The organism is Sphingomonas fuzhouensis, from assembly GCF_034659795.1.
Classification (GTDB): Bacteria; Pseudomonadota; Alphaproteobacteria; order Sphingomonadales; family Sphingomonadaceae; genus Sphingomonas; species Sphingomonas fuzhouensis.
In genome coordinates this window covers 635,406-656,076 of sequence record NZ_JAXSQY010000002.1, presented here as the reverse complement: position 1 = coordinate 656,076, position 20,671 = coordinate 635,406, and the positions used below count along the sequence as shown (strand labels likewise).

Below are 20,671 nucleotides of genomic sequence, written 5' to 3'. Positions count from 1 at the left end.
CCATGCAAAGCATGGTGGAGGGGTGTCACCCTATCGAGGGCGGGACACCCCTCCGTCAGGGCTGCGCCCTGCCACCTCCCCTTACAGGGGAGGAATGCCAGTCCGCTCACATCTGAGGATCAGTGTGCCGCTGGCGGCAAGCTGATAACCTGACGGCGCGTATAGCGATACAGCGCCGCCACGATCCCGAGGAACAGGATCGTCCCCCCGACCAGCGCCGGGGTCGCAAAACCGTCCCCGACCAGCGCCAGCGGTGCATCCGAATTGATCAGGTAGACGATCCCCGCAAAACCGACGCCCCACAGGCTCTCGCCCACGATCAGCCCGGTCGCGGCCAGCACGCCCAGCCGCTCGGCGGCTTCCGGGTTGCTGCTGCGCTTGGCCCAGCGGTCATAGACATGGCCGATCGCCGCGCCCAGCACGACCGGCAGCGTCGCCGACATGGGCAGATAGATGCCCAGCCCCACGCCCAGCGGCGGCAGGCGCAGCCAGCCGAGCTTGCCCAGCACCTCGTCCACCACGATCACTCCGACGCCGATCAGGGCACCGATACCGATCATTCCCCAATTGAGGTCACCGCCCAACACGCCCTTGGCCAGTGCCGAGATCAGCGCGGCCTGCGGCGCCGACAGGGCGTTGGGGCCTGCGCCCGGCGTGCCTGCGAACCCCAGCGTCGCGTTGAGCAGGTCGAGCACCGGCGGGATCACCAGGCTGCCGAAGACGACGCCGATGACCAGCGCCACCTGCTGTTTCCACGGCGTCGCGCCGACCAGTTCGCCGGTCTTCAGGTCCTGAAGATTGTCGTTGGAGATGGTCGCGACGCCGAACACGACACCGGTGACGATCAGCGCATAGGCGACCAGCGCCTGGGTCGTCTCCGGCGGGGTGCCGCGCCCGAACAGCCCGACCAGCAGCAGCGCGGCGGCCAGGACCGACAGGATGCCGATGCCCGATACCGGGCTGTTCGATGCGCCGATCAGGCCCGCCATATAGCCGCACACGGCGGCGATCACGAGGCCGATCAGCAGGATGAACAGCAGCGCGCCACCGATCAGCGCTACGCCCGATGCCGCCAGCGGTCCGCCCGCGATCACCGACCAGAGCAGTCCCGCGATCGGCACCAGGGTCGCCAAGGCGACGGCGGCGACGATTCCGATCGGCAGGTCACGCTCGCCGATCGCCAGCACCGCGCCGTCGCGCTTGGCCGAGGCGGCGGCCAGCGAGGAACGGATGCCGCCGATGACCGGCCCGATGATCTTCAGCAGCGTCCAGATCGCCGCGACTCCGATCACGCCCGCGCCCAGGAAGCGCACGTCACGGCTGAAAATCCCGCCCGCCCATTCGGCGACGGGCCCGGCCGATGGCGCCATGGCGGTCAGGATGGGCAGTGCCACCCACCACCCGATCGCGATCCCCGCCAGCATGGCACAGCCGACCGACAGGCCGACCAGATGCCCGACCCCGATCAGCGCGAAGGACAGCCCGCCCGAAATGCCGGTCGCGCCCGCGCCGGTGCGGAACCAGACGGCTGCTTCGGCGACGGCCAGCTTGGTCTGGGTCAGGATCGCGAAGGCGGCCGAGGCGACGGCGTTGACGACGATCAGCCGCAGGCCGGTCGCGCTCTCCGCCTCGCCCTCGCGGCTGCCTGCGCCGACCTTCAACACCTCGGCGGCGGCGCGGCCCTCGGGATAGGGCAGGTCGGTGTCGACGACGAGCGCACGGCGCAAGGGCACCGAGAACATGACACCGAGGATGCCCCCCGTCGCGGTGATCCCGGCCGTCAGCAAATAGGGGAAACCCTGCCACCAGCCGATCATGACCAGGCCCGGCAACACGAAGATGATCGCCGCCAGCGTCCCCGCCGCCGAGGCGACGGTCTGGACGATGTTGTTCTCCAGCACCGAGCTGTTCGGCAGATAGCGCAATATCGCCATCGAGATGACCGCCGCCGGGATCGAGGTCGCGAAGGTCAGCCCGACCTTGAGGCCGAGATAGACATTGGCGGCGGTGAACAACAGGGTGATGATCCCACCCAGTGCAATCCCGCGCAGGGTGAGTTCGGCGACGGGACGGGCGGCAGCGGACGTACGGCTCATGCGCGCAGATGTGGCAGAAGGTGGCGCGCTCGCCTAGGGTTTCGTGCAGAGGAAAGCGCTTCGACTACGCTCGGCGCGAGTGGGAGGGGAATATCCCTCTCCAACCTCCGTTCAGCCTGAGCGAAGTCGAAGGCCAAGGGACAACGCTGACGTACGACCCTCACCCTTCCGACGCTTCGCGCCTCCCTCCCTCTCCCATTGGGAGAGGGAAGGGGCCCGCCCGCGCCAGCGGGTGGGAAGGGTGAGGGTCGGGCCTTTCATCAGACCAAATGGAGGAGACTACCCCCGGAACAGATTCCCCAGCACTCCGCGCACGACCGCGCCGACGATCCCGCCGCCGCTGCTCGACCGCCGCCTGGAGCCACCACCGAACACCTGCTTGCCGATCTCGTTCGCCACCTGCCGCCCGATCGAGGAACTGGCCGAGCGCGCCGCGCTGGTCGCCATCTTGGCCCAGGGGGAGTTGGCCGCCGCGCGCTGTTCGGCGATGCGGGCGCGTTCGGCCTCCTTGGCGGCCTTCGCATCGGCCTTGGCGGCTTGTGCGGCCTGTTTGTCGGCCTCGGTCGCTGCCTTGGCTTCGGCGGCGGCAGCGGCGGCTTCCTGGGTCTTGGCGGCGAGCAGTTCCTCGGCCGATTCGCGGTCGACCGTCTGATCGTATTTCGCGCCGACCGCGTCGGTTTCGACCAGCACTTTGCGTTCCTCCGGCGTCGCGGGGCCGACGCGGCTGCGCGGCGGGGCGATCAGAGTGCGCTCGACGGGTGAGGGGGAGCCGTCGGGCTGGAGCAGCGAGACCAGCGCCTCGCCAACCTTCAATTCGGTGATCGCGCTGGCGACATCGACACCGGGATTGGCGCGGAACGTCTCGGCCGCCGACCGGACGGCGGCCTGATCGCGTGGGGTGAAGGCACGCAGCGCGTGCTGCACCCGGTTCCCCAATTGCCCGGCGATCTTGTCGGGCACGTCGATCGGGTTCTGGGTGATGAAATAGACGCCGACGCCCTTGGACCGGATCAGCCGCACGACCCGCTCGATCGTGTCGACCAGCGCAGGCGCGGCGTCGTCGAACAACAGATGCGCCTCGTCGAAGAAGAAGACGAGTTTGGGCTTGTCGGGATCGCCGATCTCGGGAAGCTGCTCGAACAGTTCGGACAGCAGCCAGAGCAGGAAGGTGGCATAGAGCTTGGGGCTGGCCATCAGCTGGTCGGCGGCCAGGATGTTGACGACGCCCCGCCCCGCATCGTCCGTGGCGATCAGGTCGGCCAGTTCCAGCGCAGGCTCGCCGAAGAAATGCTCAGCCCCTTGGGTGCGCAACTGGAGCAGCGCGCGCTGGATCGCGCCGACCGACTGTTTCGAGACATTGCCATAGGTGGTCGTCAGCTCGTCCGCCCGTGCCGCACATTCGGCCAGCATCGCCTGCAGGTCGTCCAAGTCGAGGAGCAGCAATCCTTCCTTGTCCGCGACATGGAAGGCGATGGTCAGCACGCCCTCCTGCGTCTCGTTCAGCCCCATCATGCGGGCGAGCAGCAGCGGCCCCATCTCCGACACGGTGGCGCGGACCGGGTGCCCTTGGCGACCGAACAGGTCCCAGAACTGCACCGGCGCAGCCTCATAAGCCCAGTCGGTCATGCCCAGCTCGGCGGCGCGCGCGGTGAAGGCGGCATGGGTCTTGCCCAAGGCCGATCCTGCCATGCCGAGACCCGACAGGTCACCCTTCACGTCGGCGACGAAGCTGGGCACGCCCGCGCGCGAAAAGCCCTCCACCATGGTCTGGAGCGTCACGGTCTTGCCGGTGCCGGTCGCGCCCGCGATCAGGCCGTGCCGGTTCGCGCGCTTGAGGTCGATCGCCTGTGGCTTGCCGCCGCCCATGCCGATGAAGATGCCGTCCATGGCGTACATTGTACCGCGCCGTACGGGGACCGGAATAGTAAAAGGCCGCCGCATCCATGGGATACGACGGCCTTTTTTTCGGGGCGGGTAATACCCTCACCCTTCCGGCGCTTCGCGCCTCCCTCCCTCTCCCAATGGGAGAGGGAAGGGGCCTGCCCGCGTCAGCGGGTGGGAAGGGTGAGGGTAGGGCCTCTTTTACTTGATCCGCAGCGGGATCAGCGCGCCCGCGATCCGGCCGCGGGTGATCTGCGCCAGCACCTGGGGACGGCCAGCGGCCTTGGCGGTGGCGATGACCCCCTGGATATCGGCCGGGGTGCGGATCGCCGTGCCGTTGATCGCGGTGATGACGTCGCCGCGCTTCAGCTTGGAGGCGGCATCGCTCGACGGATTGACCGCCGCGATCACTACGCCCTGGGTCGAGGGGTCGACATTGATCGCCCGCGCGATGGCGGGGGTCAGGACCTGCACCGTCAGGCCCAGCGCGTCGCCCGCCGCCGGGGTGGTCTGGCCATCATCGTCATTGTCGGGGAAGGCATCCGACCCGTCGCCCATCTGCGCGGCCAGCTCTTCGTTCGACGGGCGGGTTGCGGCGGTCGCGGTCAGCGACACCGGCTTGCCGCCACGCAGCACCTCCAGATTGACGCGGCCGCCCGGCGGCACGTTCGCGATCAGATAGGACAGGGTCTGTTCGGGCGTCACCGACTGGCCGTTGACCTTGGTCACCACGTCGAACGCCTTCAGCCCGGCCTTGGCGGCGGGACCGTTGGGCTCGACCTTGGCGATGATCTCGCCCTGGCCCTTGGGCACGCCCAGCGAGGCCGCGACATCGTCGGTGACCGGACCGCCGATCTGCACGCCCAGATAGCCGCGCTCGATCTTCTGGCCCTTCATCAGCCGCTCGATGATCGGCTTGGCGTCTTCGGCCGGGATGGCGAAGCCGATGCCGATATTGCCGCCCGACTGCGAATAGATCTGGCTGTTTATGCCGATGACGTTGCCGTTCATGTCGAACATCGGGCCGCCGGAATTGCCCTGGTTGATCGCGGCGTCGGTCTGGATGAAGCGGTCGTTCGCGCCGCCCTGGCCGGTCACGCGGTGCACGGCCGAGACGATACCGGCGGTCACCGTGCTCGACAGGCCGAAGGGCTGGCCGATCGCCAGCACCCAGTCACCGGGGCGCGCCCGCGACGAATCACCGAAGCGGACGAAGGGCAGGTTCTTGCCGTCGATCTTCAGGACGGCGAGGTCCGAGGTTTCGTCGCGACCGACGACCTTGGCGGTATATTCCTTGCGGTCGTTGAGCGTGACGGTGATCGATTCGACCGACGCACCCTGCGCACCCGGCGCGATGACGTGATTGTTGGTGACGATATAGCCGTCGGGCGAGATCAGGAAGCCCGAGCCCAATGACATGCCCTCGCGCTTCTGCGGCTGTGCGCCGCCGCCGGGGGCGCCGAAAAAGCCCTCGAATGGCGTGCCCGCGAACGGATTCGCCTGCTGCTTGGTGGTGATCGACTGCTTGGTCGAGATGTTGACGACGGCCGGCTGGAGCTTGGCGACCATGTCGGCAAAGCTCATCGGTGCACCGGCACGTGGTGCGACCGCCTGGATCGCACCCGGTTCGTTCTGCGCGACCTGGGCGGTTCCGGGCTGAAGGGCCAGGGTCGCGGTCGCGCCACCGAGGAGGAGCGCACTGGTAATGGCGTAGGCGTAGCGCACTGGGCTAGGGTCCTCTCAAAGAAAATTCAACTTGACCGTGTTGTATTTGTCACGGTTTGGCTGAACGACGCTTGAATATGAACGAGCGGAAAGGTGGAATCTCCACCTATCGGCCCGGCGCGGTGAATTCCTTCAAATAGCTGTTCTCGGGCGACAGAATGATCTGGGTCGACCCGCGTTCCTGATTGGTGCCGTCCGCGCCGAAGGTATGGCGATAGGACTGCATGGCGCGGTAGAAATCATAAAAGCCGGGGTCCTTGCCGAACGCCTGGGCATAGATTTGCGCGGCCTGGGCATCGGCGTCGGCGCGCACGATCTGCGCCTGCTTCTGGCCCTGCGCGGCGATGGTGATCGCCTCCTGCTGGCGTGCGGTCTGCATCCGGGCGAGCGCGCTCTGCAGCGGCGTGCCGGTCGGCAGTTCGGCCTCCTTGATGCGGACATCGACGATCTGCACGCCATACTGGCTGGCGATCCGGTTCAGCCGCCGCTGGATCGCGTCCATGATCTGGCCACGTTCGGGGCTGAGCAGTTCGGCGAAGCGGCGCTTGCCCAGTTCGTTGCGCAGCGCCGAGCCGAAGATCGGACGCAGCTGGTTGATGACGCCCTCCTCGCTGCCCGCGGTCGCCAGCATTCGGCGTGGATCGACGATGCGGAAACGGGCGAAGGCGTCGACATTGACGCGGCGCTGGTCGCTGGAGAGCACCTGGGTCTTTTCCAGGTCGAGGTCCAGCACCCGCTTGTCGACCCAGACGATGCGGTCGACGAACGGAATGCGCGCGATCAGTCCGGCGCCGCTGTCGCCCAGCGTCTCGCCGGGGCGATAGCTGTTGACGATCCCGATCGGCTGGCCGAACCGATAGATTACCGCCTGCCGGGTTTCCGGCACGATGGCGAAGGTCGCCGCCGCCAGGATCACCGCGACCAGCAGGGCGACGCCCAGCACGATCGGGTTGCGCAAGGTCAGGCCGTTCACTGGCCGCCTCCCTGCGCCGGAGTCGCCGGAGCCGTCGCCGTGATCTCGGGCGGCAACGGCCGGGCCTGCCCCTTGGACAGCGGCAGATAGGGAACGACGCCCGGTGCCTCGACGATGGTCTTGTCCGATTTGGCCAGCACGGCCTCCATGGTCTCGTAATACATGCGGCGGCGGGTCACTTCGGGGGCCAGGCGATATTGTTCGTACATCTTGTCGAACTGTGCCGCCTCGCCCTGGGCGCGCGCTATCACCTGTTGCGCATAGGAGCGCGCCTGGTTGACGTCGGCGACCGCGCGCTGCTGCGCCACCGTCACCTTGTTGAAATCGTCGACGATCTGCTGCGGCGGGGCGGCCTGCTTGATCGCCACGCCCTGAATGCGCACGCCCGAATGATATTCGTTCAGGATCGCCTGGGTCAGTTCCTGCACCCGCTGTTCGATCGCGGTGCGGCCTGACCCCAGCGCCTGATCCAGCGTGGTGTCGGCGATCACCGCGCGCATCGCGCTTTCGGCGGCCGCGCGCACCGTCTCCTGCGGCTGGGCGAGGCGGAAGGCGAAGTCGCGCGGATTGGCGATATCCCAGCGGACCGAATAGCTGAGGTCGATGATGTTCTGATCGCCGGTCAGGACCAGATTCTCGCCCGAGCCCTCGGGGAAATTCTCGGTCCGGATCTTCTGCACGTCCAGCACGCGGACATTGGCGATCGGGGCGGGCGCGGTGATCTGGATGCCCGGTTCCAGAATGCCGGTATAGCGGCCGAAATAGGTGACGACGCCGCGCTGCTGCGGGCCGATCGGGTGGATCGAGGTGTAGAGCACCCAGATGCCGACCAGAATCGCCGCGCCGATCGCCCAGAGCGTCCGGCCGCCCGGCCCACCCGGAATGCCGCCAAAGCCGCCGCCGGGGCTGCCCGGACCTTCGCCGGGGCCGCCGCCGCCCGATCCGCGCGCCTTGCGGATGAATTCATCCAGCGCCGTGGGTTTGCCCGGTGCCTTGCGACCGCCCGGCGGCGCGGCCCAGGGATTGCGGGGACCGCCCTCGGGGTCCTCGCCGGACCCGCCCCAGGGGCCCTTCGGCGTGTTGGCGGCTAGGATGGGGGGGCGCTGAAACCGGCCCGTCAGCTTTCTCATGCTCATCGTTATAGGAACGGTTCGCCGACAAAAACAGTGCCAAGCCGCGCATCGCATCCTATCTGCGCCCCATGAGCATCATCGAGACGGTAAAGGCGGCGGTCGCCGCGGTGGCGGGCAAGCGCGCAAATGTGCGGATGGAGGGCGCGCGGGCCGGCGTCGTGCTCGACACCACCGGGCTGGACGGCGCAGGCCGTCAGGCGCTGGAAGACGAGGTGAAGGCCGCCGCGATCCAGTCGGGCGCCGAGGATGTGCGCGTCGTCCTGACCGCCGAGAAACGCGAGCGCCGCATCGTCGCGGTCGCCAGTGGCAAGGGCGGGGTGGGCAAGTCGACCCTGTCGGCCAATCTCGCCATCGCGCTGGCGCGGGGCGGCATCAGGACCGGCCTGGTCGATGCCGATATCTATGGCCCGTCGCAACCCCGCCTGATGGCGGCCGAGGGGGTGAAGCCCGTCGCGCAGGACGGCAAGCTGCAACCGGTGCCCACGCCTTACGGCGTCTCGCTGCTGTCGATGGGGCAGTTGGTCGAACCCGACAAGGCGATCGCCTGGCGCGGGCCGATGGCGGCGGGCGCGCTCAGCCAGCTGGTCGATGGCGACTGGGGCGCGACCGAGCTGCTCGTCCTCGACCTGCCGCCGGGGACGGGCGACGTGCAGCTGACCATGGTGCAGAAACATCGCCCGGCGGGTGCGGTGATCGTCTCGACGCCGCAGGATCTGGCGCTGATCGATGCACGTCGCGCGATCGACCTGTTCACCAAGGCGGGCGTGCCGATCATCGGCCTGGTCGAGAATATGGCGGGCTATTGCTGTCCGCATTGCGGGGGGATTTCGGACCCGTTCGGATCGGGCGGGGCGGAGGCGGCGGCGGCCGAGTTGGGCATTCCGTTCCTGGGCCGGGTGCCGCTGACCATCGCGATTCGCACGGCCTCCGACGCGGGCCAGCCTCCTGCGGCGGGCGACGGCGACACGGTCTTCGCACCGCTGGCGGAGCAGGTCGCGAACTGGCTGGAGGCCCAGCCATGAGGACGCAGGCATGAAACCGGCGGCCTTGCGGGGCGTTGAGTCGCGATAGCCTGCCGCTTTTTCCGAACGATAGTCGGGGGCGGGGCCGATAGGGGATAGTCGATGCCGTTGACCGCCGATGACGATATTCGCGATCTGTTGGCGAAGGCGCGGACCATCGCGCTGGTCGGCGCCTCCGACCGGCCCGATCGGCCCTCTTATGGCGTGATGAAGCGGTTGCAGGATCATGGCTACCGCGTGATCCCGGTCAATCCGCAGATCACCGGCGAGCATGTCCACGGCGAGTTCGTCTTTCGCGAACTCGGCCAGCTCGGCGATCCGATCGACATCGTCGATATCTTCCGCCGGTCCGAGGCGGCGGGCGATGTGGTGGACGAGGCGATCGCGATCGGGGCCAAGGCGGTCTGGATGCAGTTGGGCGTCGTCAACGAAGCTGCCGCCGCCCGCGCCGAGGCCGCCGGGCTGAAGGTCGTGATGAACCGCTGCCCCGCCATCGAGATTCCACGACTGGGCGTCGCGCCGGTCGAACGGGACTGACCGTCAAAAGGACAGGCCGACAGATCGAACAAGGGGAGAATGACGATGGTGCCGCTGTTGATCCTATGGGCAACCCCGATCCCGCAGGGGGACCAACGTCTCACCCTGCCGCGCCTGACCTCGACCTGCACCCTGTCCACCTGTCACGGCGGCAAGCGGCCATCGCCCTATCGCCTGACGCCCAGCCCTGTGCTGCCGACCGACTCCAAGGCGCGCGCCTTCGCCAATGACGGCAGCTATTGCGCGGTGGTCGGCGACAAATATTGCACCAGCAAGCCACGCACCCTGTTCCGCACCGCGATTGATTAGCGGGGGCGGCAGGCGTTAGGATCGCTCAACCGAGGAGGATCGCCGATGCTGCCCCTGTTGCTGATCGCCTTGCAGGCGGTGCCCGCCGCGCCATCGCCGGGGAATGAGCGCGTCTCGATCCTTCTGCCCGACTGTCCGGCATCGGAAGAGGCGAAACAGGATGTGGTCGTCTGTGGCCGTCGACCGGGAAGCGACCGCGAACCCGAACTGCGGAACGAACCCTCCGATCGGCCGATACCGTCCAACCCTGAAATGACCGGCATCGGTGCATTGCGGGCGGGGCCGCCCTGTGGCGCAACCCAGTGGGGCTGCATGAGTCAGCTGGATCTCAAGCGTCCGGCGCTGATGCTCGCCAACGAGGCGCGGATCGGCCTCAGCACGCTGTTCGACAAGGCGCGCGACAAGAGCAAGCGCGTACCGATCGCGCTCGACGGGCCGGGGCCGCAAGGGCATCTCGAACCTTGACGCGTCACTGTCGGATTGACCGGAATCGGGATCGTCAAGGCGCTGGCGATGGTCCTTCAAAACAGGCATGATCGGTGCGACCCGTTGCCGTGCGGCATATCGGGCGGGTGATGCCGGGGGAGCGTCATGATTGCGACGATGCTGGTCATGGTGATGGCGGGACTGTCGGGGCAGGGGGAGGACGCACCACCCTCGGTCGATACGATCGTGGCGAAGACCCGGCGATTGACGAGCGTCGAGACACGCTGCGTCTATGACCCCAATTCCACCGATGTCACCGTCTGCGGCCGTCGCAACGCCGATCGCTTTCGCATCCCCTTCGAATTGCCGCCCGAACCCGGCGATCCGCGTCATGAGGGGGTGATGGAGGAGCGCACCCGGCTGCTCGCGCGCAGCAGCGCCCTGAAGGCGATGTCGCCCTTTCAAGTCGGCACCGGCCATCTCGGCGTGACGTTCGACAGCAATCCGCGCGGCGGCGGCCCGACCCTGCGCAAGCCCGCGCCGTAACGGAAAGGGATCGCCGATGCTCGCCTTGCTATGGATCGCGCTCCAGACGGCACCCGCCGTTCCGCCGCCGGGCACCGAGCGTTTCTCGATCCTGACCCCCGACCCATGCCCGGCGTCGGCGGGAACCGAGCAGGAGGTGATCGTGTGCGGACGGCGTCTGGGGGACAATCGCCTGCCCAGGGACCCGGATGCGCCGCCCGCCAAGCCGCTGATGTCCAATCCCTATCTGACCGGTTGGGGCGCGATGCAGGCGGGCGCGGCGCCCTGTGCGGCACGCATGGCGGGCTGCACGGAGGGGATCGATCTCATCAGCACAACTTTGCTGGTGGCCAATGAAGCGCGGATCGCGATCAGCACCCTGGTCGACAAGGCCCGTGACAAGAGCCACCGCGTGCCGATCGCCCTCGATGGCCCCGGTCCGCAGGGGCATTTGGAGCCGTAGATCGGCTTGAGGCACCCCCGATACGGGCGGAGATGACGCCGGTCAGCGCCGCATCTGCCGCCGGGCGCGGGCCGAGGGTGGCGGCAGGAACCAGTCGGCCAGGCTCAGCCCGGTTTCGGCCATCGCGCGCAGCACCACCTGCCCCGCCGCGCGCGCGTCGCTCAGCGCATCATGATGGCGATGCTCCAGTTCCAAGAACGACGCCAGCGTGTTGAGCTTGTGATTGGGCAGTTCGGGCCAAGCCCGCCGCGCGATCGTCACGCTGTCCAGCCAGCGCGCGGCGATGGGGGGCAGGGCGTCCCGCTCGCACGCCCGGCCCAGCGCGCCCTTGTCGAAACTCGAATGCGCCACCGTCACCCGCCCGGCCAGATGCCCCGCCAGTTCGGGATGTAGCGCGGCGAAATTCGGCTTGCCCAGCACATGCTCGGCGGTGATGCCGTGGATGGCGATGTTGAACGCGCTGAAGTCGTCGCACGGGTCGACCAGCGTTTCATAGGCCAGCACTTCCACACCCGCCGCATAGCCGACGATGCCGATCTGGCAGATGCTGCTGGTCCGCGAACAGGCGGTTTCGACGTCGATGACCACGAAATCGGGGGAGATCATGGACGGCCTTTAGCGCGATCGCCCCAATCGAGCAATAAAAGGTCGCTGACCGGCTCGACAGCGACCATTTCTATCCGCTACCCGCCTGCACTCAATAAACGCTCCGGATACGGGATTTGGACGATGGGCGATGCTTTGCGAGTGGCTTTGGCGGGACTTGGCACGGTGGGGGGCGGCGTCATTCGCCTGCTCGATGCGAACCGTGACCTGATTACCCGGCGCGCCGGTCGCCCGATCGAGATCGTCGCCGTCTCCGCCCGCGACCGGACGAAGGACCGGGGCGTCGACCTGTCGCGCTTCGAATGGGTGGACGATACCGCCGCGTTGGCGTCGCACCCCGGCGCCGATGTGGTGGTCGAACTGATCGGCGGATCGGACGGCCCCGCACTCACCCTGGCGCGTACCGCGCTGGGGGCGGGGCGCGGCTTCGTCACTGCCAACAAGGCGATGCTGGCGCATCACGGGCTGGAGCTGGCGCAAAAGGCGGAGGAAACCAACGCCGCGCTGAAGTTCGAGGCGGCGGTGGCGGGCGGCATCCCGGTCATCAAGGGATTGCGTGAGGGCGCGGCGGCCAACGCCATTGCGCGGGTCTATGGCATCCTCAACGGCACCTGCAATTTCATCCTGTCCAAGATGGAAGCCGAAGGCCGCGACTTCGCCGAGGTTTTGGCCGAGGCGCAGGCGCTGGGCTATGCCGAGGCGGACCCCAGCTTCGACATTGACGGCGTCGACGCCGCGCACAAGCTGTCGATCCTCGCCGCCATCGCCTTTGGCACGCAGCCCGCGTTCGATGACGTCGCGATCGGCGGCGTGCGGCATGTGCTGGCCGCCGACATCGCGCAGGCGGCGTCGCTCGGCTACCGCGTGCGGCTGGTCGGCGTGGCGGAGGAAGGGGCGAACGGCCTGTTCCAGCGGGTCCACCCGCATCTCGTGCCGCTCGACCATCCGCTGGCCCATGTCACCGGCTCGACCAATGCGGTGGTGGCGGAGGGGAATTTCGTCGGCCGCCTGCTGTTCCAGGGCGCGGGCGCAGGCGATGGCCCGACCGCCAGCGCGGTGGTCGCCGACCTGATCGATATCGCGCGCGGCGAATATGGCGCCTCCTTCGCCATGCCCGCGCATGAACTGACTCCGGCGGCGAAGGCCGATAGCGGCGAGCGGCGCGGGCGCGCTTACCTGCGCTTCACGGTGCAGGACAAGGTCGGGGTGCTGGCCGAAATCGCCGCCGCGATGCGCGATGCAGGCGTGTCGATCGAGAGCTTGATCCAGCGCGGCGAAGCAGCGGACGGCGGCGTGATGATCGCGATCGTGACGCATGAAGGGCCCGAACGCGCGGTGGCGCAGGCGCTTGAGCGGTTGCGCGGCAGCCAGAGTTTGGTGGGCCAGCCGTTGCTGATGCATATCTTGGGGTGATTGTTGGGGGAGGGTAAGGTCTCTGCGAGGCACCTTACCCTCCCCCAACCCAGTTTCAGGTAAACGATGCGCTGCATCGTTTAGGTCATGCCGGGGGCATGACCGACCTGAAACTCGCCTGCGGGAGGGGAGTTTTTAGAGACGGATGACATGAGATGGAATCGTCATTGCGAGCGTAGCGAAGCAATCCAGAGCGTCTTGCCCGGACATTGGATTGCTTCGCTACGCTCGCAATGACGGATCGGGTCAAACTGACGTCATCGCGTTATAAAAGTCAGCCGATGGTTCTTGCCGCTCCCCTCCCGCAAGCGGGAGGGGATGGGGGAGGGCGGTGTCTCACAGAGACTGCCCCCGCCGCCTCACTTCTTGATCAACCCGATCTCCACCAGCCGCTCGAACAGATAGTCATGCGCAGTGATCGGCTCCGGATAGCGATCCGGATGCCCTTCGCTGATCGTGCCCGGCAGCGTCTTGATGAGGAAGTCCGGCGCCGGATGCAGGAAGAAGGGCATCGAATAGCGCGAAAAGCCGCGCCGCTCGACCGGCGGATTGACCACGCGGTGGGTGGTCGAGGGCAGGACATGGTTGGTCAGCCGCTGGAGCATGTCGCCGACATTGACCACCATCGCGCCTTCGGGCGGACGGATCGCCAGCCACTCGCCCGAATCGCGGTCGAGCAATTCCAGTCCCGCTTCCTCCGCGCCGAGCAGCAGGGTGATGAGGTTGATGTCCTCATGTGCCCCCGCCCGCACGCCCTCCGCATCGGCGGGGATGGGCGGATAGTGGAGCAGGCGCAGGACCGAATTACCGTCCTTGACCGCCGGATCGAACCAGTCGGGCGCCAGCTTCAGGTGGCGCGCGATGGCGGAGAGCAGCCGGTCGCCCGCCCGGTCGAAGGCTGCGAAGAGTTCGACGAAATCCTCGCGGAACCCCTCCGGCCGCGCGGGCCAGATATTGGCGGGCATCCGGTCGGCATAGGCGTGCCCCTCGGGCAGTTCGCGGCCGACATGCCAGAATTCCTTCAGGTCGACGACCTTGGCATCCTTGGCGATCTCGGTCTTGAAGGGCGTATAGCCGCGCGCACCGCCGCCGCCGGGGACGTGATAGCCGCGCTTTTCGTCCTCGGGCAGGTCGAACAACGCCTTGGTCTGCGCCCAGGCGCGGTCGATCAGGTCGGCGGGCACGCCGTGATCGGCAACGATCGCGAAACCGAACCGCTCGAACGACTCGCCCAGCGCGGCGGCAAAGCCTTCGGGATCGCAGTCCTGATCGGCAAGGCTGAGTGTCGGAACCTCGGCGGAGCGGGTGTCGGTCATGGCAATATGTCCAGAAAATCTAACAGGCTGTCATCGTTATAGCGTGCCCGCGATTTCGGAACAGGGCGACTTGTCCGCCTCCCATTATCCGCCCAACGTGATCGTGCCCGTCGATCGGTCGCTGCCCGCCGGACGCAGGTCGAGGCGGAACGGCTTTTCCTCCGCCGTCTTGCCGATCAGCGCGCCGCCCTGATCGGTCAGGGTGAAGTCGGCGTCGCTCATCTTGTCGTGGAACCAGTCGCGCACCGTGGCCGGGTCGGCCGGGCTGTCGAAGGTCATGGTGAACGCTTTGTCGCGGCCATTGCCGACATCGACGTTGCGGATCTTCGAGCCCGGATAGAGGTGGACGCCGTTCAGCTCGAAATTATCGGCCTCCAGCGACACCTTGGGCAGCTTGAACGCGCCCTGGAATCCGGGCAGCGCCAGCTTCACCTCGCCCGACTTGCCATCGACCGAGGCCAGCGTCTCGCCATCCGATCCGTTGATCGAGATCGACGTGCCCTGGTTCGGCCGGTCGCAGGCGGACAGGCCCAGCGCGACCAGTAGCGGCAGGGCGAGGGCGGTTCGATACGGCATGGTCATCACGGCAGGCTCCTTTCCGGTGTTCTGTCGTTCCAATACAGTTGGGGAGGCAGACTGGCCCCCGCAAGCTGTAGCCATGCTGAATGCCGCGTGCGTGACTTCGCAGCTATATTGTCATGGCGTGGCCCGATTGCCGGGACATGGGGGCTCGAGCCGAAACGATGCGGGTGAGGAAGATGATCCGATGACCACCGATACATCCGCGGGCTGGGACGCCGTCGCCCAAGATTTCATGGCGATCCGTTCGGGGATCGGTGCGGCGTTGGTCCGGTCATGGGCGAGGGCCAACTTGCCCCCATCGGCCGCGATCCTGGACCTCGGGTGCGGGTCCGGCGTGCCGATCGCGACGTCTCTGGCGGACGACGGCTTTGTGGTCTGGGGGATCGACGCATCGCCGTCGCTCCTGTCCGCCTATCGACGCAACCTGCCGGACATGCCCGCGCTGTGCGAACCCGTACAGAAGAGCGATTTCTTCGGTCGCCGCTTTGCCGGGATCGTATCGATCGGCCTTGTCTTCCTATTGTCGGCGGCCGACCAGCATAGGCTGTTGGCGCAGGTCGCGAACACGCTGGAGCCGGGCGGCCGGTTCCTGTTCAGCGCGCCGCGCGAGCGATGCGAATGGGGTGATAGCCTGACCGGCCGCCTTTCCCGGTCGCTGGGCGAGCAGGCCTATGCCGCCCGACTGGCGGCGTGCGGCCTGGTTCTGGCGGACTGCCTGACCGATGAAGGCCGGAATAACTATTATGACGTGGTCCAACCCGACTGAGCCTGCGCCGGGCGCTTGCGGATCGGGGAGATTGGACGGCCAATGGAAACCGGGGCGCGCCAGCCGGGTTTTCCCGGTTCCCCTCTCCATTCATCTCCCCTAAAGCGCAGGCATCATGTCCGAATCCCGTTCCGCTGATCCGGTGACGCCCGTCACCGCCGAGCCCCCTGGCGCGCCGATCGGCTTTGTCGAATTCGTCCTGCTGATCGCGGCGCTGATGGCGTTGACGGCGCTCGGCATCGATTCGATGCTGCCCGCTTTGCCTGCCATCGGGGAGGCGCTGGGGGCATCGCCCGCCGCGCGGCCGTTCGTCGTCACGGCATTCCTGATCGGGTTCGGCGTGGCGCAGCTGGTCCATGGGCCGCTGGCCGATCGCTATGGGCGGCGGCGGGTGCTGATCGTGGCGCTGGTCATCTATATCATCGCCAATGGCGCGGCGGCGGTGGCGGGCAGTTTCACCCTGTTGCTGGTCGCGCGGGTCTGTGCGGGGGCGGCGATCGCGGCGACGCGGGTGGCGACGGTGGCGCTGGTTCGCGACTGCTATCATAGTCGCGCGATGGCGCAGGTCATGTCGATCGCCTTCATGGTGTTCATGATCGTGCCGATCCTGGCGCCTGCCTTTGGTGAGCTGGTGCTGCTGTTCGGCAATTGGCGGCTGATCTTCTGGACGATCGCGGGGCTCGCGACGCTCGTCCTGGCCTGGTTCTCGCTGCGGATGCCCGAGACGTTGGCGGTCGAGGCGCAGCTTCCCATCTCCGCGTCGCGCATCGTCGGCGGCTGGCGCGAGACGCTGGGGGACCGGCTGTCGCTGGGCTATACGCTGGCGGCGACCGCGTTGATGGCGGCGCTCTACGGCTATCTCAACTCGGTCCAGCCGATCATGGCGTTGACCTTCGGGCGCGAGAAGCTGCTTGCGCTGATCTTCGCCACCACCTCGGTCACGATGGCGGCGGCGAACCTGCTCAACTCGCGGATCGTCATGCGGCTGGGCACGCGGCTGATCAGTCACAGCTCGGTCACGATCCTGATCGTCGTGTCGGCGATCCATCTGGCCATCGCGCATTTTGGTGGCGAATCTCTGGTCGTCTTCGCGGTGCTTCAGGCGATCACCATGGCGTGTTTCGGTCTGGCGACCTCCAATTTCTCGTCGATGGCGATGGAGAATATGGGGCGGATCGCCGGCACCGCGTCGAGCGTGCAGGGCTTTACCAGCGTCACCATCGGCTCGCTGATCGGCGCAGGGATCGGCCAGGCCTATGACGGGACGACGCAGCCTTTGACCCTGGGCTTCCTGATCGCCGGATGCGCGGCCTTTGCCTGCGTGTTCGTCACCGAGCGCGGGCGGATGTTCCGCCCCGCATAAGCGATCCGGGGAACCGCCCGGCCAGCCCCCGTGTTCCTCCTCCACAGTGTAAGAGGAGGCAGTGATGGGCGGACATCAGGTTCCCAGCCAGGGACCCGGCGACGATGGCTGGGATGAGGAAGGCTATGACGAGAGCCAGCGTGCCGAGATTCTGGAGGCGACGCGTAACGGCCCGACGGACGGTGTGCTGCTGACCGATATCGAGCCCGATCTGGGCGACGATAGCGTAGAGGACGAGCCGATCGACGAACTCGACATGGACTCCGAAGAGGTCGGGACCAGCGACGCCTCGGTCGACATGGATGCCGAGGATATCGACGAGGACGATCTCCAGGAGGATTTCGAGGACGACACCGTCGCGGACGGCGATATCGACGAGGCCGACGACGCCGCGCTGCGGCCATGAACCGGCTTCCTGTCGCATTGGCGGCGGGCGGCATCGTGCTGGTCGGTTGTTCGACCATGCCCGATCCGCGCGCCGGGTTGCCGCCAATGGTGTCCACGACCTTTCGATGCGAGAATGGCAGCCATTTCTGGGTGCGCTTCGACAATCGCGACGATAGCGCGCTGGTCCGCTTCGGCGACGATCTGGAAATGCGGCTGGAGGGACAACCCGTCGCCTCCGGCATTCACTATGCGGGCTTCGGCCATGACCTGCGCGGCAAGGGGGGTGAGGTTGTTTTGACACGCCCCACCGGCGATTCTCTGCGCTGCACGGCCGAGCGTTGAAGATGGGGCGCGGAAAAACGGCTGAAAAGTGGCAGAAATCCGCCAGCGTCGCATTCCGCCCCTATTTGGTTCATGTTGGTGACAGGAACTGTGTCTCCTATGTCACAGGTTCCGACAAGGCGTTCGAAAAACGGAAATGCCGTGCAACCCATGGGCGTCTAGCCGGTTAAGCGGGCCTGGGCTGAGCGGTTCGATCCGCCGCCCCACATAGAATAAGAGAAGGGTATCTCACATGCGTAAGCTTTCCCTCGTCGCCGCTGCGGCGGCCGCGTTCGTCGCCGTGCCTGCCATGGCTCAGGACATGAACACCACCGACACGACCGCGGCACCTGCCCCGGCCGCGACGGCTCCCGATGGCTCCAAGGCTTTCGGTTTCGAGCCGTATGTCGCTGTCATGGGTGGTTGGGAGCAGTTCGATCGCCAGTCGGTCGCCGGCATCCCCGCGCAGCCCAAGGGCTATAACCTGGACGGCGCGCTGGTCGAGGGTATCGTCGGCTTCAACGTGCCGCTGGGCCCGGTGTTCGTCGGTGCCGAAGGCGCGGTCGCCAAGGGCGTGTCGGGTGACATCGACTGGCAGTATGGCGCCTATGGCCGCGGTGGTTTCCGCGCTGGCGACAGCGGCCTGTTCTACGGCAAGGTCGGCTATCGCTGGAACAACTTCCACAACTTCGCACCGGGCGTCGCTGGCGACCTGAAGCGTGACTATGGCGCGATGGTGTACGGCGTCGGCGCCGAAGTCGGCCCGAAGGACATCGGTCTGGGCGGCCTGACCGGCAACTCGGGTCTGCGTCTGCGTATGGAAGTTTCGACCTTCGACAACGCGCACTCCTTCCGTCCGATGGCGGGTGTTGTCGCACACTTCTGATCCTGTCTGGGTCCAGTTGGCGTAAAGGAACGGGGTTCGGCAGCGATGCCGGACCCCGTTTTTTATGGTGTCCGGCTTCCCATATCGGGTGCATGGTCGGACGGGTGAAGCGCAAGGCGGGGCTGGCGGCCGCCGCCGAACGGATCGAGCGGACGGCGCCGCTCCCTTGCGCGCTGTGCGAACGGCCGCTGGGGGTGAAGGTGGAATGGCACCACCCGGTCCCGAAGAGCGAAGGCGGTCGCGAGACGGTGCCGGTGCATCCCATCTGTCACCGGACGATCCATGCGACCTTTTCCAATGCGGAACTGGCGCGCGGATTTGCGGACTTTGCGGCGTTGCGCGCACATCCCGAGATGGCGCGGTTCCTGCGGTGGATTGCCGGGAAACCCGTAGACTTTCATGCGCCGACGCGGGTGGGGCGGTGATTTTGGTTCACGCGAAGCCGCGATGACGCGAAGAAGGTTGGTTCGCGCAGAGACGCGGAGACGCGGAGACGCGGAGAAGAGTGTGGCGGGCGTATATTCCAAGCGCCGTTCAGCCTGAGCGTAGTCGAAGGCCACGCCATGACCGCCCACGCGGACCGTCTCTCAGGCGAGCGCTTTGAGGAAGCGGCTCTGGCCTCCGGCCCGAAAATGGCTTGATGGCGAAGGGATTCCCTTGGCCTTCGACTGCGCTCGGGCTGAATGGGGGATGGGGAGGCTGGCGATGCCCCTGCTCTGCGTCCTCTGCGCCTCTGCGCGAACCCAAAAAAGCTCCGCGTCTCTGCGTCTCCGCGCGAACAAATCTTCTTCGCGCCATCCGTCTTCGCGCGAACAAAAAAAGGGCGGACCGAAGCCCGCCCCCTCAAAGATCACTCCGCCGCGACGCCCGCGGCCGAGAACATGTCGCCGGTCTCGCTCGGCTCCTCGTTCGCCGCCTTGGCGGTCTTGGCCTTCTGGCGGGTGTCGAACGCGTCCCACACATCGTTCCACTGGCCGCGCGTCGCCGCCTTGGAATATTCGGTCGCACGCGTCTCGAAGAAATTGGCATGCTCGACGCCGTTCAGCAGCGGGGTCAGCCAGGGCAGGGGGTGCTCGTCGATCATGTAGATCGGCTTCAGGCCCAGCTGACCCAGGCGCCAGTCGGCGATGTAGCGGATATACTTCTTGATCTCCTTGGGCTTCATCCCCTCGACCGGGCCCATTTCAAAGGCGAGGTCGATGAAATTATCCTCCAGGCGGATCGTCGTCTGGCACACATCGGCGATGTCGTCCTTCACCGCCTTGGTCAGGCACTGGCGCTCCTGGCAGAAGGCGTGGAACATGCGGATGATGCCCTCGCAGTGCAGGCTCTCGTCGCGCACCGACCAGCTGACGATCTGGCCCATGCCCTTCATCTTGTTGAAGCGCGGGAAGTTCATCAACATCGCGAAGGACGCGAACAGCTGAACGCCCTCGGTAAAGCCGCCGAACATCGCCAGCGTGCGCGCGATGTCCTCGTCACTGTCGACGCCGAAATTCTGCATGTAATCATGCTTGTCCTTCATCTCGGCATATTCGAGGAAGGCGCCATATTCACTCTCGGGCATGCCGATCGTGTCGAGCAGATGGCTATAGGCGGCGATATGTACCGTCTCCATGTTGGAGAAGGCGGTCAGCATCATCTTGATCTCGGTCGGCTTGAACACCCGGCCGTATTTCTCGTGATAGCAGTCCTGCACCTCGACGTCCGCCTGGGTGAAGAAGCGGAAGATCTGGGTCAGCAGGTTGCGCTCGTGATCGGTCAGCTTCTGCGCCCAGTCACGGCAGTCCTCGCCCAGCGGCACCTCTTCAGGCAGCCAGTGGAGCTGTTGCTGGCGCTTCCAGAACTCGAACGCCCAGGGGTATTCGAAGGGCTTATACTGCTTGGAGGCTTGGAGAAGAGGCATCGGGGTTACTCCGGATACGAATGAGGTGAAGAGGG

Annotated in this window: 22 protein-coding genes; 13 read left to right on the top strand and 9 right to left on the bottom strand. The window is 66.6% G+C overall.

Features of this window, described 5'->3' with window-relative positions; genetic code table 11:
- Positions 1-119 precede the first annotated feature (119 nt).
- From U1H82_RS07430 to hflK, 5 genes are all read right to left on the bottom strand, one after another.
- The gene (locus U1H82_RS07430; RefSeq protein WP_322964285.1) at positions 120-2,096 is read right to left on the bottom strand and encodes an OPT family oligopeptide transporter; all 1,977 of its coding nucleotides are present in this window, start codon (positions 2,094-2,096) and stop codon (positions 120-122) included.
- Between the two features lie 279 nt (positions 2,097-2,375).
- Positions 2,376-3,983 (bottom strand): helicase HerA-like domain-containing protein, encoded by a 1,608-nt coding sequence (locus tag U1H82_RS07425; RefSeq protein ID WP_322964431.1) that lies wholly within the window; start codon positions 3,981-3,983, stop codon positions 2,376-2,378.
- 195 nt (positions 3,984-4,178) lie between these two features.
- The gene (locus U1H82_RS07420; protein WP_322964284.1) at positions 4,179-5,702 is read right to left on the bottom strand and encodes a Do family serine endopeptidase; all 1,524 of its coding nucleotides are present in this window, start codon (positions 5,700-5,702) and stop codon (positions 4,179-4,181) included.
- 106 nt (positions 5,703-5,808) lie between these two features.
- Positions 5,809-6,675, bottom strand: a complete 867-nt coding sequence (hflC, locus tag U1H82_RS07415; protein ID WP_322964283.1) for a protease modulator HflC — start codon at positions 6,673-6,675, stop codon at positions 5,809-5,811.
- The gene (gene hflK / locus U1H82_RS07410; protein WP_322964282.1) at positions 6,672-7,805 is read right to left on the bottom strand and encodes a protease modulator HflK; all 1,134 of its coding nucleotides are present in this window, start codon (positions 7,803-7,805) and stop codon (positions 6,672-6,674) included. The genes hflC and hflK overlap by 4 nt, the downstream gene beginning before the upstream one ends.
- Positions 7,806-7,876: 71 nt before the next feature.
- On the opposite strand from hflK, the gene U1H82_RS07405 reads away from it, so the two are divergent.
- The 6 genes from U1H82_RS07405 (at position 7,877) to U1H82_RS07380 (ending at position 11,090) form a co-directional block, all read left to right on the top strand.
- Positions 7,877-8,830 (top strand): Mrp/NBP35 family ATP-binding protein, encoded by a 954-nt coding sequence (locus tag U1H82_RS07405; protein ID WP_322964281.1) that lies wholly within the window; start codon positions 7,877-7,879, stop codon positions 8,828-8,830.
- Positions 8,831-8,932: 102 nt separating this feature from the next.
- Positions 8,933-9,367, top strand: a complete 435-nt coding sequence (locus U1H82_RS07400; RefSeq protein WP_322964280.1) for a CoA-binding protein — start codon at positions 8,933-8,935, stop codon at positions 9,365-9,367.
- A 39-nt stretch (positions 9,368-9,406) separates the two neighbouring features.
- Positions 9,407-9,676, top strand: coding sequence for a hypothetical protein (locus U1H82_RS07395; RefSeq protein ID WP_322964279.1), 270 nt, complete (start codon positions 9,407-9,409; stop codon positions 9,674-9,676).
- A 45-nt stretch (positions 9,677-9,721) separates the two neighbouring features.
- On the top strand, positions 9,722-10,141 hold the full coding sequence (locus U1H82_RS07390) for a hypothetical protein (RefSeq protein ID WP_322964278.1): 420 nt from the start codon (positions 9,722-9,724) through the stop codon (positions 10,139-10,141).
- A 126-nt stretch (positions 10,142-10,267) separates the two neighbouring features.
- Positions 10,268-10,648: a hypothetical protein gene (locus U1H82_RS07385; RefSeq protein WP_322964277.1), complete on the top strand. Its 381-nt coding sequence runs from the start codon at positions 10,268-10,270 to the stop codon at positions 10,646-10,648.
- Between the two features lie 16 nt (positions 10,649-10,664).
- Positions 10,665-11,090 carry a hypothetical protein gene (locus tag U1H82_RS07380; protein WP_322964276.1) on the top strand — a complete coding sequence of 142 codons (426 nt, stop codon included), beginning with the start codon at positions 10,665-10,667 and terminating at the stop codon, positions 11,088-11,090.
- A 42-nt stretch (positions 11,091-11,132) separates the two neighbouring features.
- On the opposite strand, the gene U1H82_RS07375 is transcribed toward U1H82_RS07380, so the two are convergent.
- Positions 11,133-11,696 (bottom strand): 3'-5' exonuclease, encoded by a 564-nt coding sequence (locus U1H82_RS07375; RefSeq protein ID WP_322964275.1) that lies wholly within the window; start codon positions 11,694-11,696, stop codon positions 11,133-11,135.
- Between the two features lie 123 nt (positions 11,697-11,819).
- Between U1H82_RS07375 and U1H82_RS07370 the strand changes: the two genes are divergently transcribed.
- Complete coding sequence (locus U1H82_RS07370; RefSeq protein WP_322964274.1) at positions 11,820-13,109, top strand: homoserine dehydrogenase; 1,290 nt, start codon at positions 11,820-11,822, stop codon at positions 13,107-13,109.
- A 359-nt stretch (positions 13,110-13,468) separates the two neighbouring features.
- On the opposite strand, the gene U1H82_RS07365 is transcribed toward U1H82_RS07370, so the two are convergent.
- Together U1H82_RS07365 and U1H82_RS07360 are read right to left on the bottom strand one after the other, a co-directional pair.
- Positions 13,469-14,425, bottom strand: coding sequence for an isopenicillin N synthase family dioxygenase (locus U1H82_RS07365; RefSeq protein ID WP_322964273.1), 957 nt, complete (start codon positions 14,423-14,425; stop codon positions 13,469-13,471).
- An 84-nt stretch (positions 14,426-14,509) separates the two neighbouring features.
- A complete protein-coding gene (locus tag U1H82_RS07360; RefSeq protein ID WP_322964272.1) occupies positions 14,510-15,010 on the bottom strand; it encodes a hypothetical protein in 501 nt (166 codons plus the stop codon).
- Between the two features lie 181 nt (positions 15,011-15,191).
- Here U1H82_RS07360 and U1H82_RS07355 point away from each other — a divergent pair, with 181 nt between their 5' ends.
- The 6 genes from U1H82_RS07355 (at position 15,192) to U1H82_RS07330 (ending at position 19,155) form a co-directional block, all read left to right on the top strand.
- A complete protein-coding gene (locus U1H82_RS07355; protein ID WP_322964270.1) occupies positions 15,192-15,773 on the top strand; it encodes a class I SAM-dependent methyltransferase in 582 nt (193 codons plus the stop codon).
- Between the two features lie 115 nt (positions 15,774-15,888).
- Positions 15,889-17,136 (top strand): multidrug effflux MFS transporter, encoded by a 1,248-nt coding sequence (locus tag U1H82_RS07350; protein WP_322964269.1) that lies wholly within the window; start codon positions 15,889-15,891, stop codon positions 17,134-17,136.
- 64 nt (positions 17,137-17,200) lie between these two features.
- Positions 17,201-17,542: a DNA primase gene (locus U1H82_RS07345; protein ID WP_322964268.1), complete on the top strand. Its 342-nt coding sequence runs from the start codon at positions 17,201-17,203 to the stop codon at positions 17,540-17,542.
- Entirely contained in the window at positions 17,539-17,865 is a 327-nt protein-coding gene (locus U1H82_RS07340) for an MliC family protein (protein ID WP_322964267.1), read from the top strand. The genes U1H82_RS07345 and U1H82_RS07340 overlap by 4 nt, the downstream gene beginning before the upstream one ends.
- A gap of 232 nt (positions 17,866-18,097) precedes the next feature.
- Complete coding sequence (locus U1H82_RS07335) at positions 18,098-18,730, top strand: outer membrane protein (protein ID WP_322964266.1); 633 nt, start codon at positions 18,098-18,100, stop codon at positions 18,728-18,730.
- A gap of 92 nt (positions 18,731-18,822) precedes the next feature.
- Positions 18,823-19,155, top strand: coding sequence for an HNH endonuclease (locus tag U1H82_RS07330; protein ID WP_322964265.1), 333 nt, complete (start codon positions 18,823-18,825; stop codon positions 19,153-19,155).
- Between the two features lie 425 nt (positions 19,156-19,580).
- Here the strand turns inward: U1H82_RS07330 and U1H82_RS07325 are convergent, their stop codons facing one another.
- Positions 19,581-20,636, bottom strand: coding sequence for a ribonucleotide-diphosphate reductase subunit beta (locus tag U1H82_RS07325; protein ID WP_183950266.1), 1,056 nt, complete (start codon positions 20,634-20,636; stop codon positions 19,581-19,583).
- Positions 20,637-20,671 lie beyond the last annotated feature (35 nt).

What these genes read in the sequence shown, in the direction of transcription:
- U1H82_RS07430 (WP_322964285.1), bottom strand. Translation starts at nt 2,096, where the DNA reads ATGAGCCGTACGTCCGCTGCCGCCCGTCCCGTCGCCGAACTCACCCTG.
- U1H82_RS07425 (WP_322964431.1), bottom strand. Translation starts at nt 3,983, where the DNA reads ATGGACGGCATCTTCATCGGCATGGGCGGCGGCAAGCCACAGGCGATC.
- hflK (WP_322964282.1), bottom strand. Translation starts at nt 7,805, where the DNA reads ATGAGAAAGCTGACGGGCCGGTTTCAGCGCCCCCCCATCCTAGCCGCC.
- U1H82_RS07405 (WP_322964281.1), top strand. Translation starts at nt 7,877, where the DNA reads ATGAGCATCATCGAGACGGTAAAGGCGGCGGTCGCCGCGGTGGCGGGC.
- U1H82_RS07400 (WP_322964280.1), top strand. Translation starts at nt 8,933, where the DNA reads ATGCCGTTGACCGCCGATGACGATATTCGCGATCTGTTGGCGAAGGCG.
- U1H82_RS07395 (WP_322964279.1), top strand. Translation starts at nt 9,407, where the DNA reads ATGACGATGGTGCCGCTGTTGATCCTATGGGCAACCCCGATCCCGCAG.
- U1H82_RS07390 (WP_322964278.1), top strand. Translation starts at nt 9,722, where the DNA reads ATGCTGCCCCTGTTGCTGATCGCCTTGCAGGCGGTGCCCGCCGCGCCA.
- U1H82_RS07385 (WP_322964277.1), top strand. Translation starts at nt 10,268, where the DNA reads ATGATTGCGACGATGCTGGTCATGGTGATGGCGGGACTGTCGGGGCAG.
- U1H82_RS07380 (WP_322964276.1), top strand. Translation starts at nt 10,665, where the DNA reads ATGCTCGCCTTGCTATGGATCGCGCTCCAGACGGCACCCGCCGTTCCG.
- U1H82_RS07375 (WP_322964275.1), bottom strand. Translation starts at nt 11,696, where the DNA reads ATGATCTCCCCCGATTTCGTGGTCATCGACGTCGAAACCGCCTGTTCG.
- U1H82_RS07370 (WP_322964274.1), top strand. Translation starts at nt 11,820, where the DNA reads ATGGGCGATGCTTTGCGAGTGGCTTTGGCGGGACTTGGCACGGTGGGG.
- U1H82_RS07365 (WP_322964273.1), bottom strand. Translation starts at nt 14,425, where the DNA reads ATGACCGACACCCGCTCCGCCGAGGTTCCGACACTCAGCCTTGCCGAT.
- U1H82_RS07355 (WP_322964270.1), top strand. Translation starts at nt 15,192, where the DNA reads ATGACCACCGATACATCCGCGGGCTGGGACGCCGTCGCCCAAGATTTC.
- U1H82_RS07350 (WP_322964269.1), top strand. Translation starts at nt 15,889, where the DNA reads ATGTCCGAATCCCGTTCCGCTGATCCGGTGACGCCCGTCACCGCCGAG.
- U1H82_RS07345 (WP_322964268.1), top strand. Translation starts at nt 17,201, where the DNA reads ATGGGCGGACATCAGGTTCCCAGCCAGGGACCCGGCGACGATGGCTGG.
- U1H82_RS07340 (WP_322964267.1), top strand. Translation starts at nt 17,539, where the DNA reads ATGAACCGGCTTCCTGTCGCATTGGCGGCGGGCGGCATCGTGCTGGTC.
- U1H82_RS07335 (WP_322964266.1), top strand. Translation starts at nt 18,098, where the DNA reads ATGCGTAAGCTTTCCCTCGTCGCCGCTGCGGCGGCCGCGTTCGTCGCC.
- U1H82_RS07330 (WP_322964265.1), top strand. Translation starts at nt 18,823, where the DNA reads ATGGTCGGACGGGTGAAGCGCAAGGCGGGGCTGGCGGCCGCCGCCGAA.
- U1H82_RS07325 (WP_183950266.1), bottom strand. Translation starts at nt 20,636, where the DNA reads ATGCCTCTTCTCCAAGCCTCCAAGCAGTATAAGCCCTTCGAATACCCC.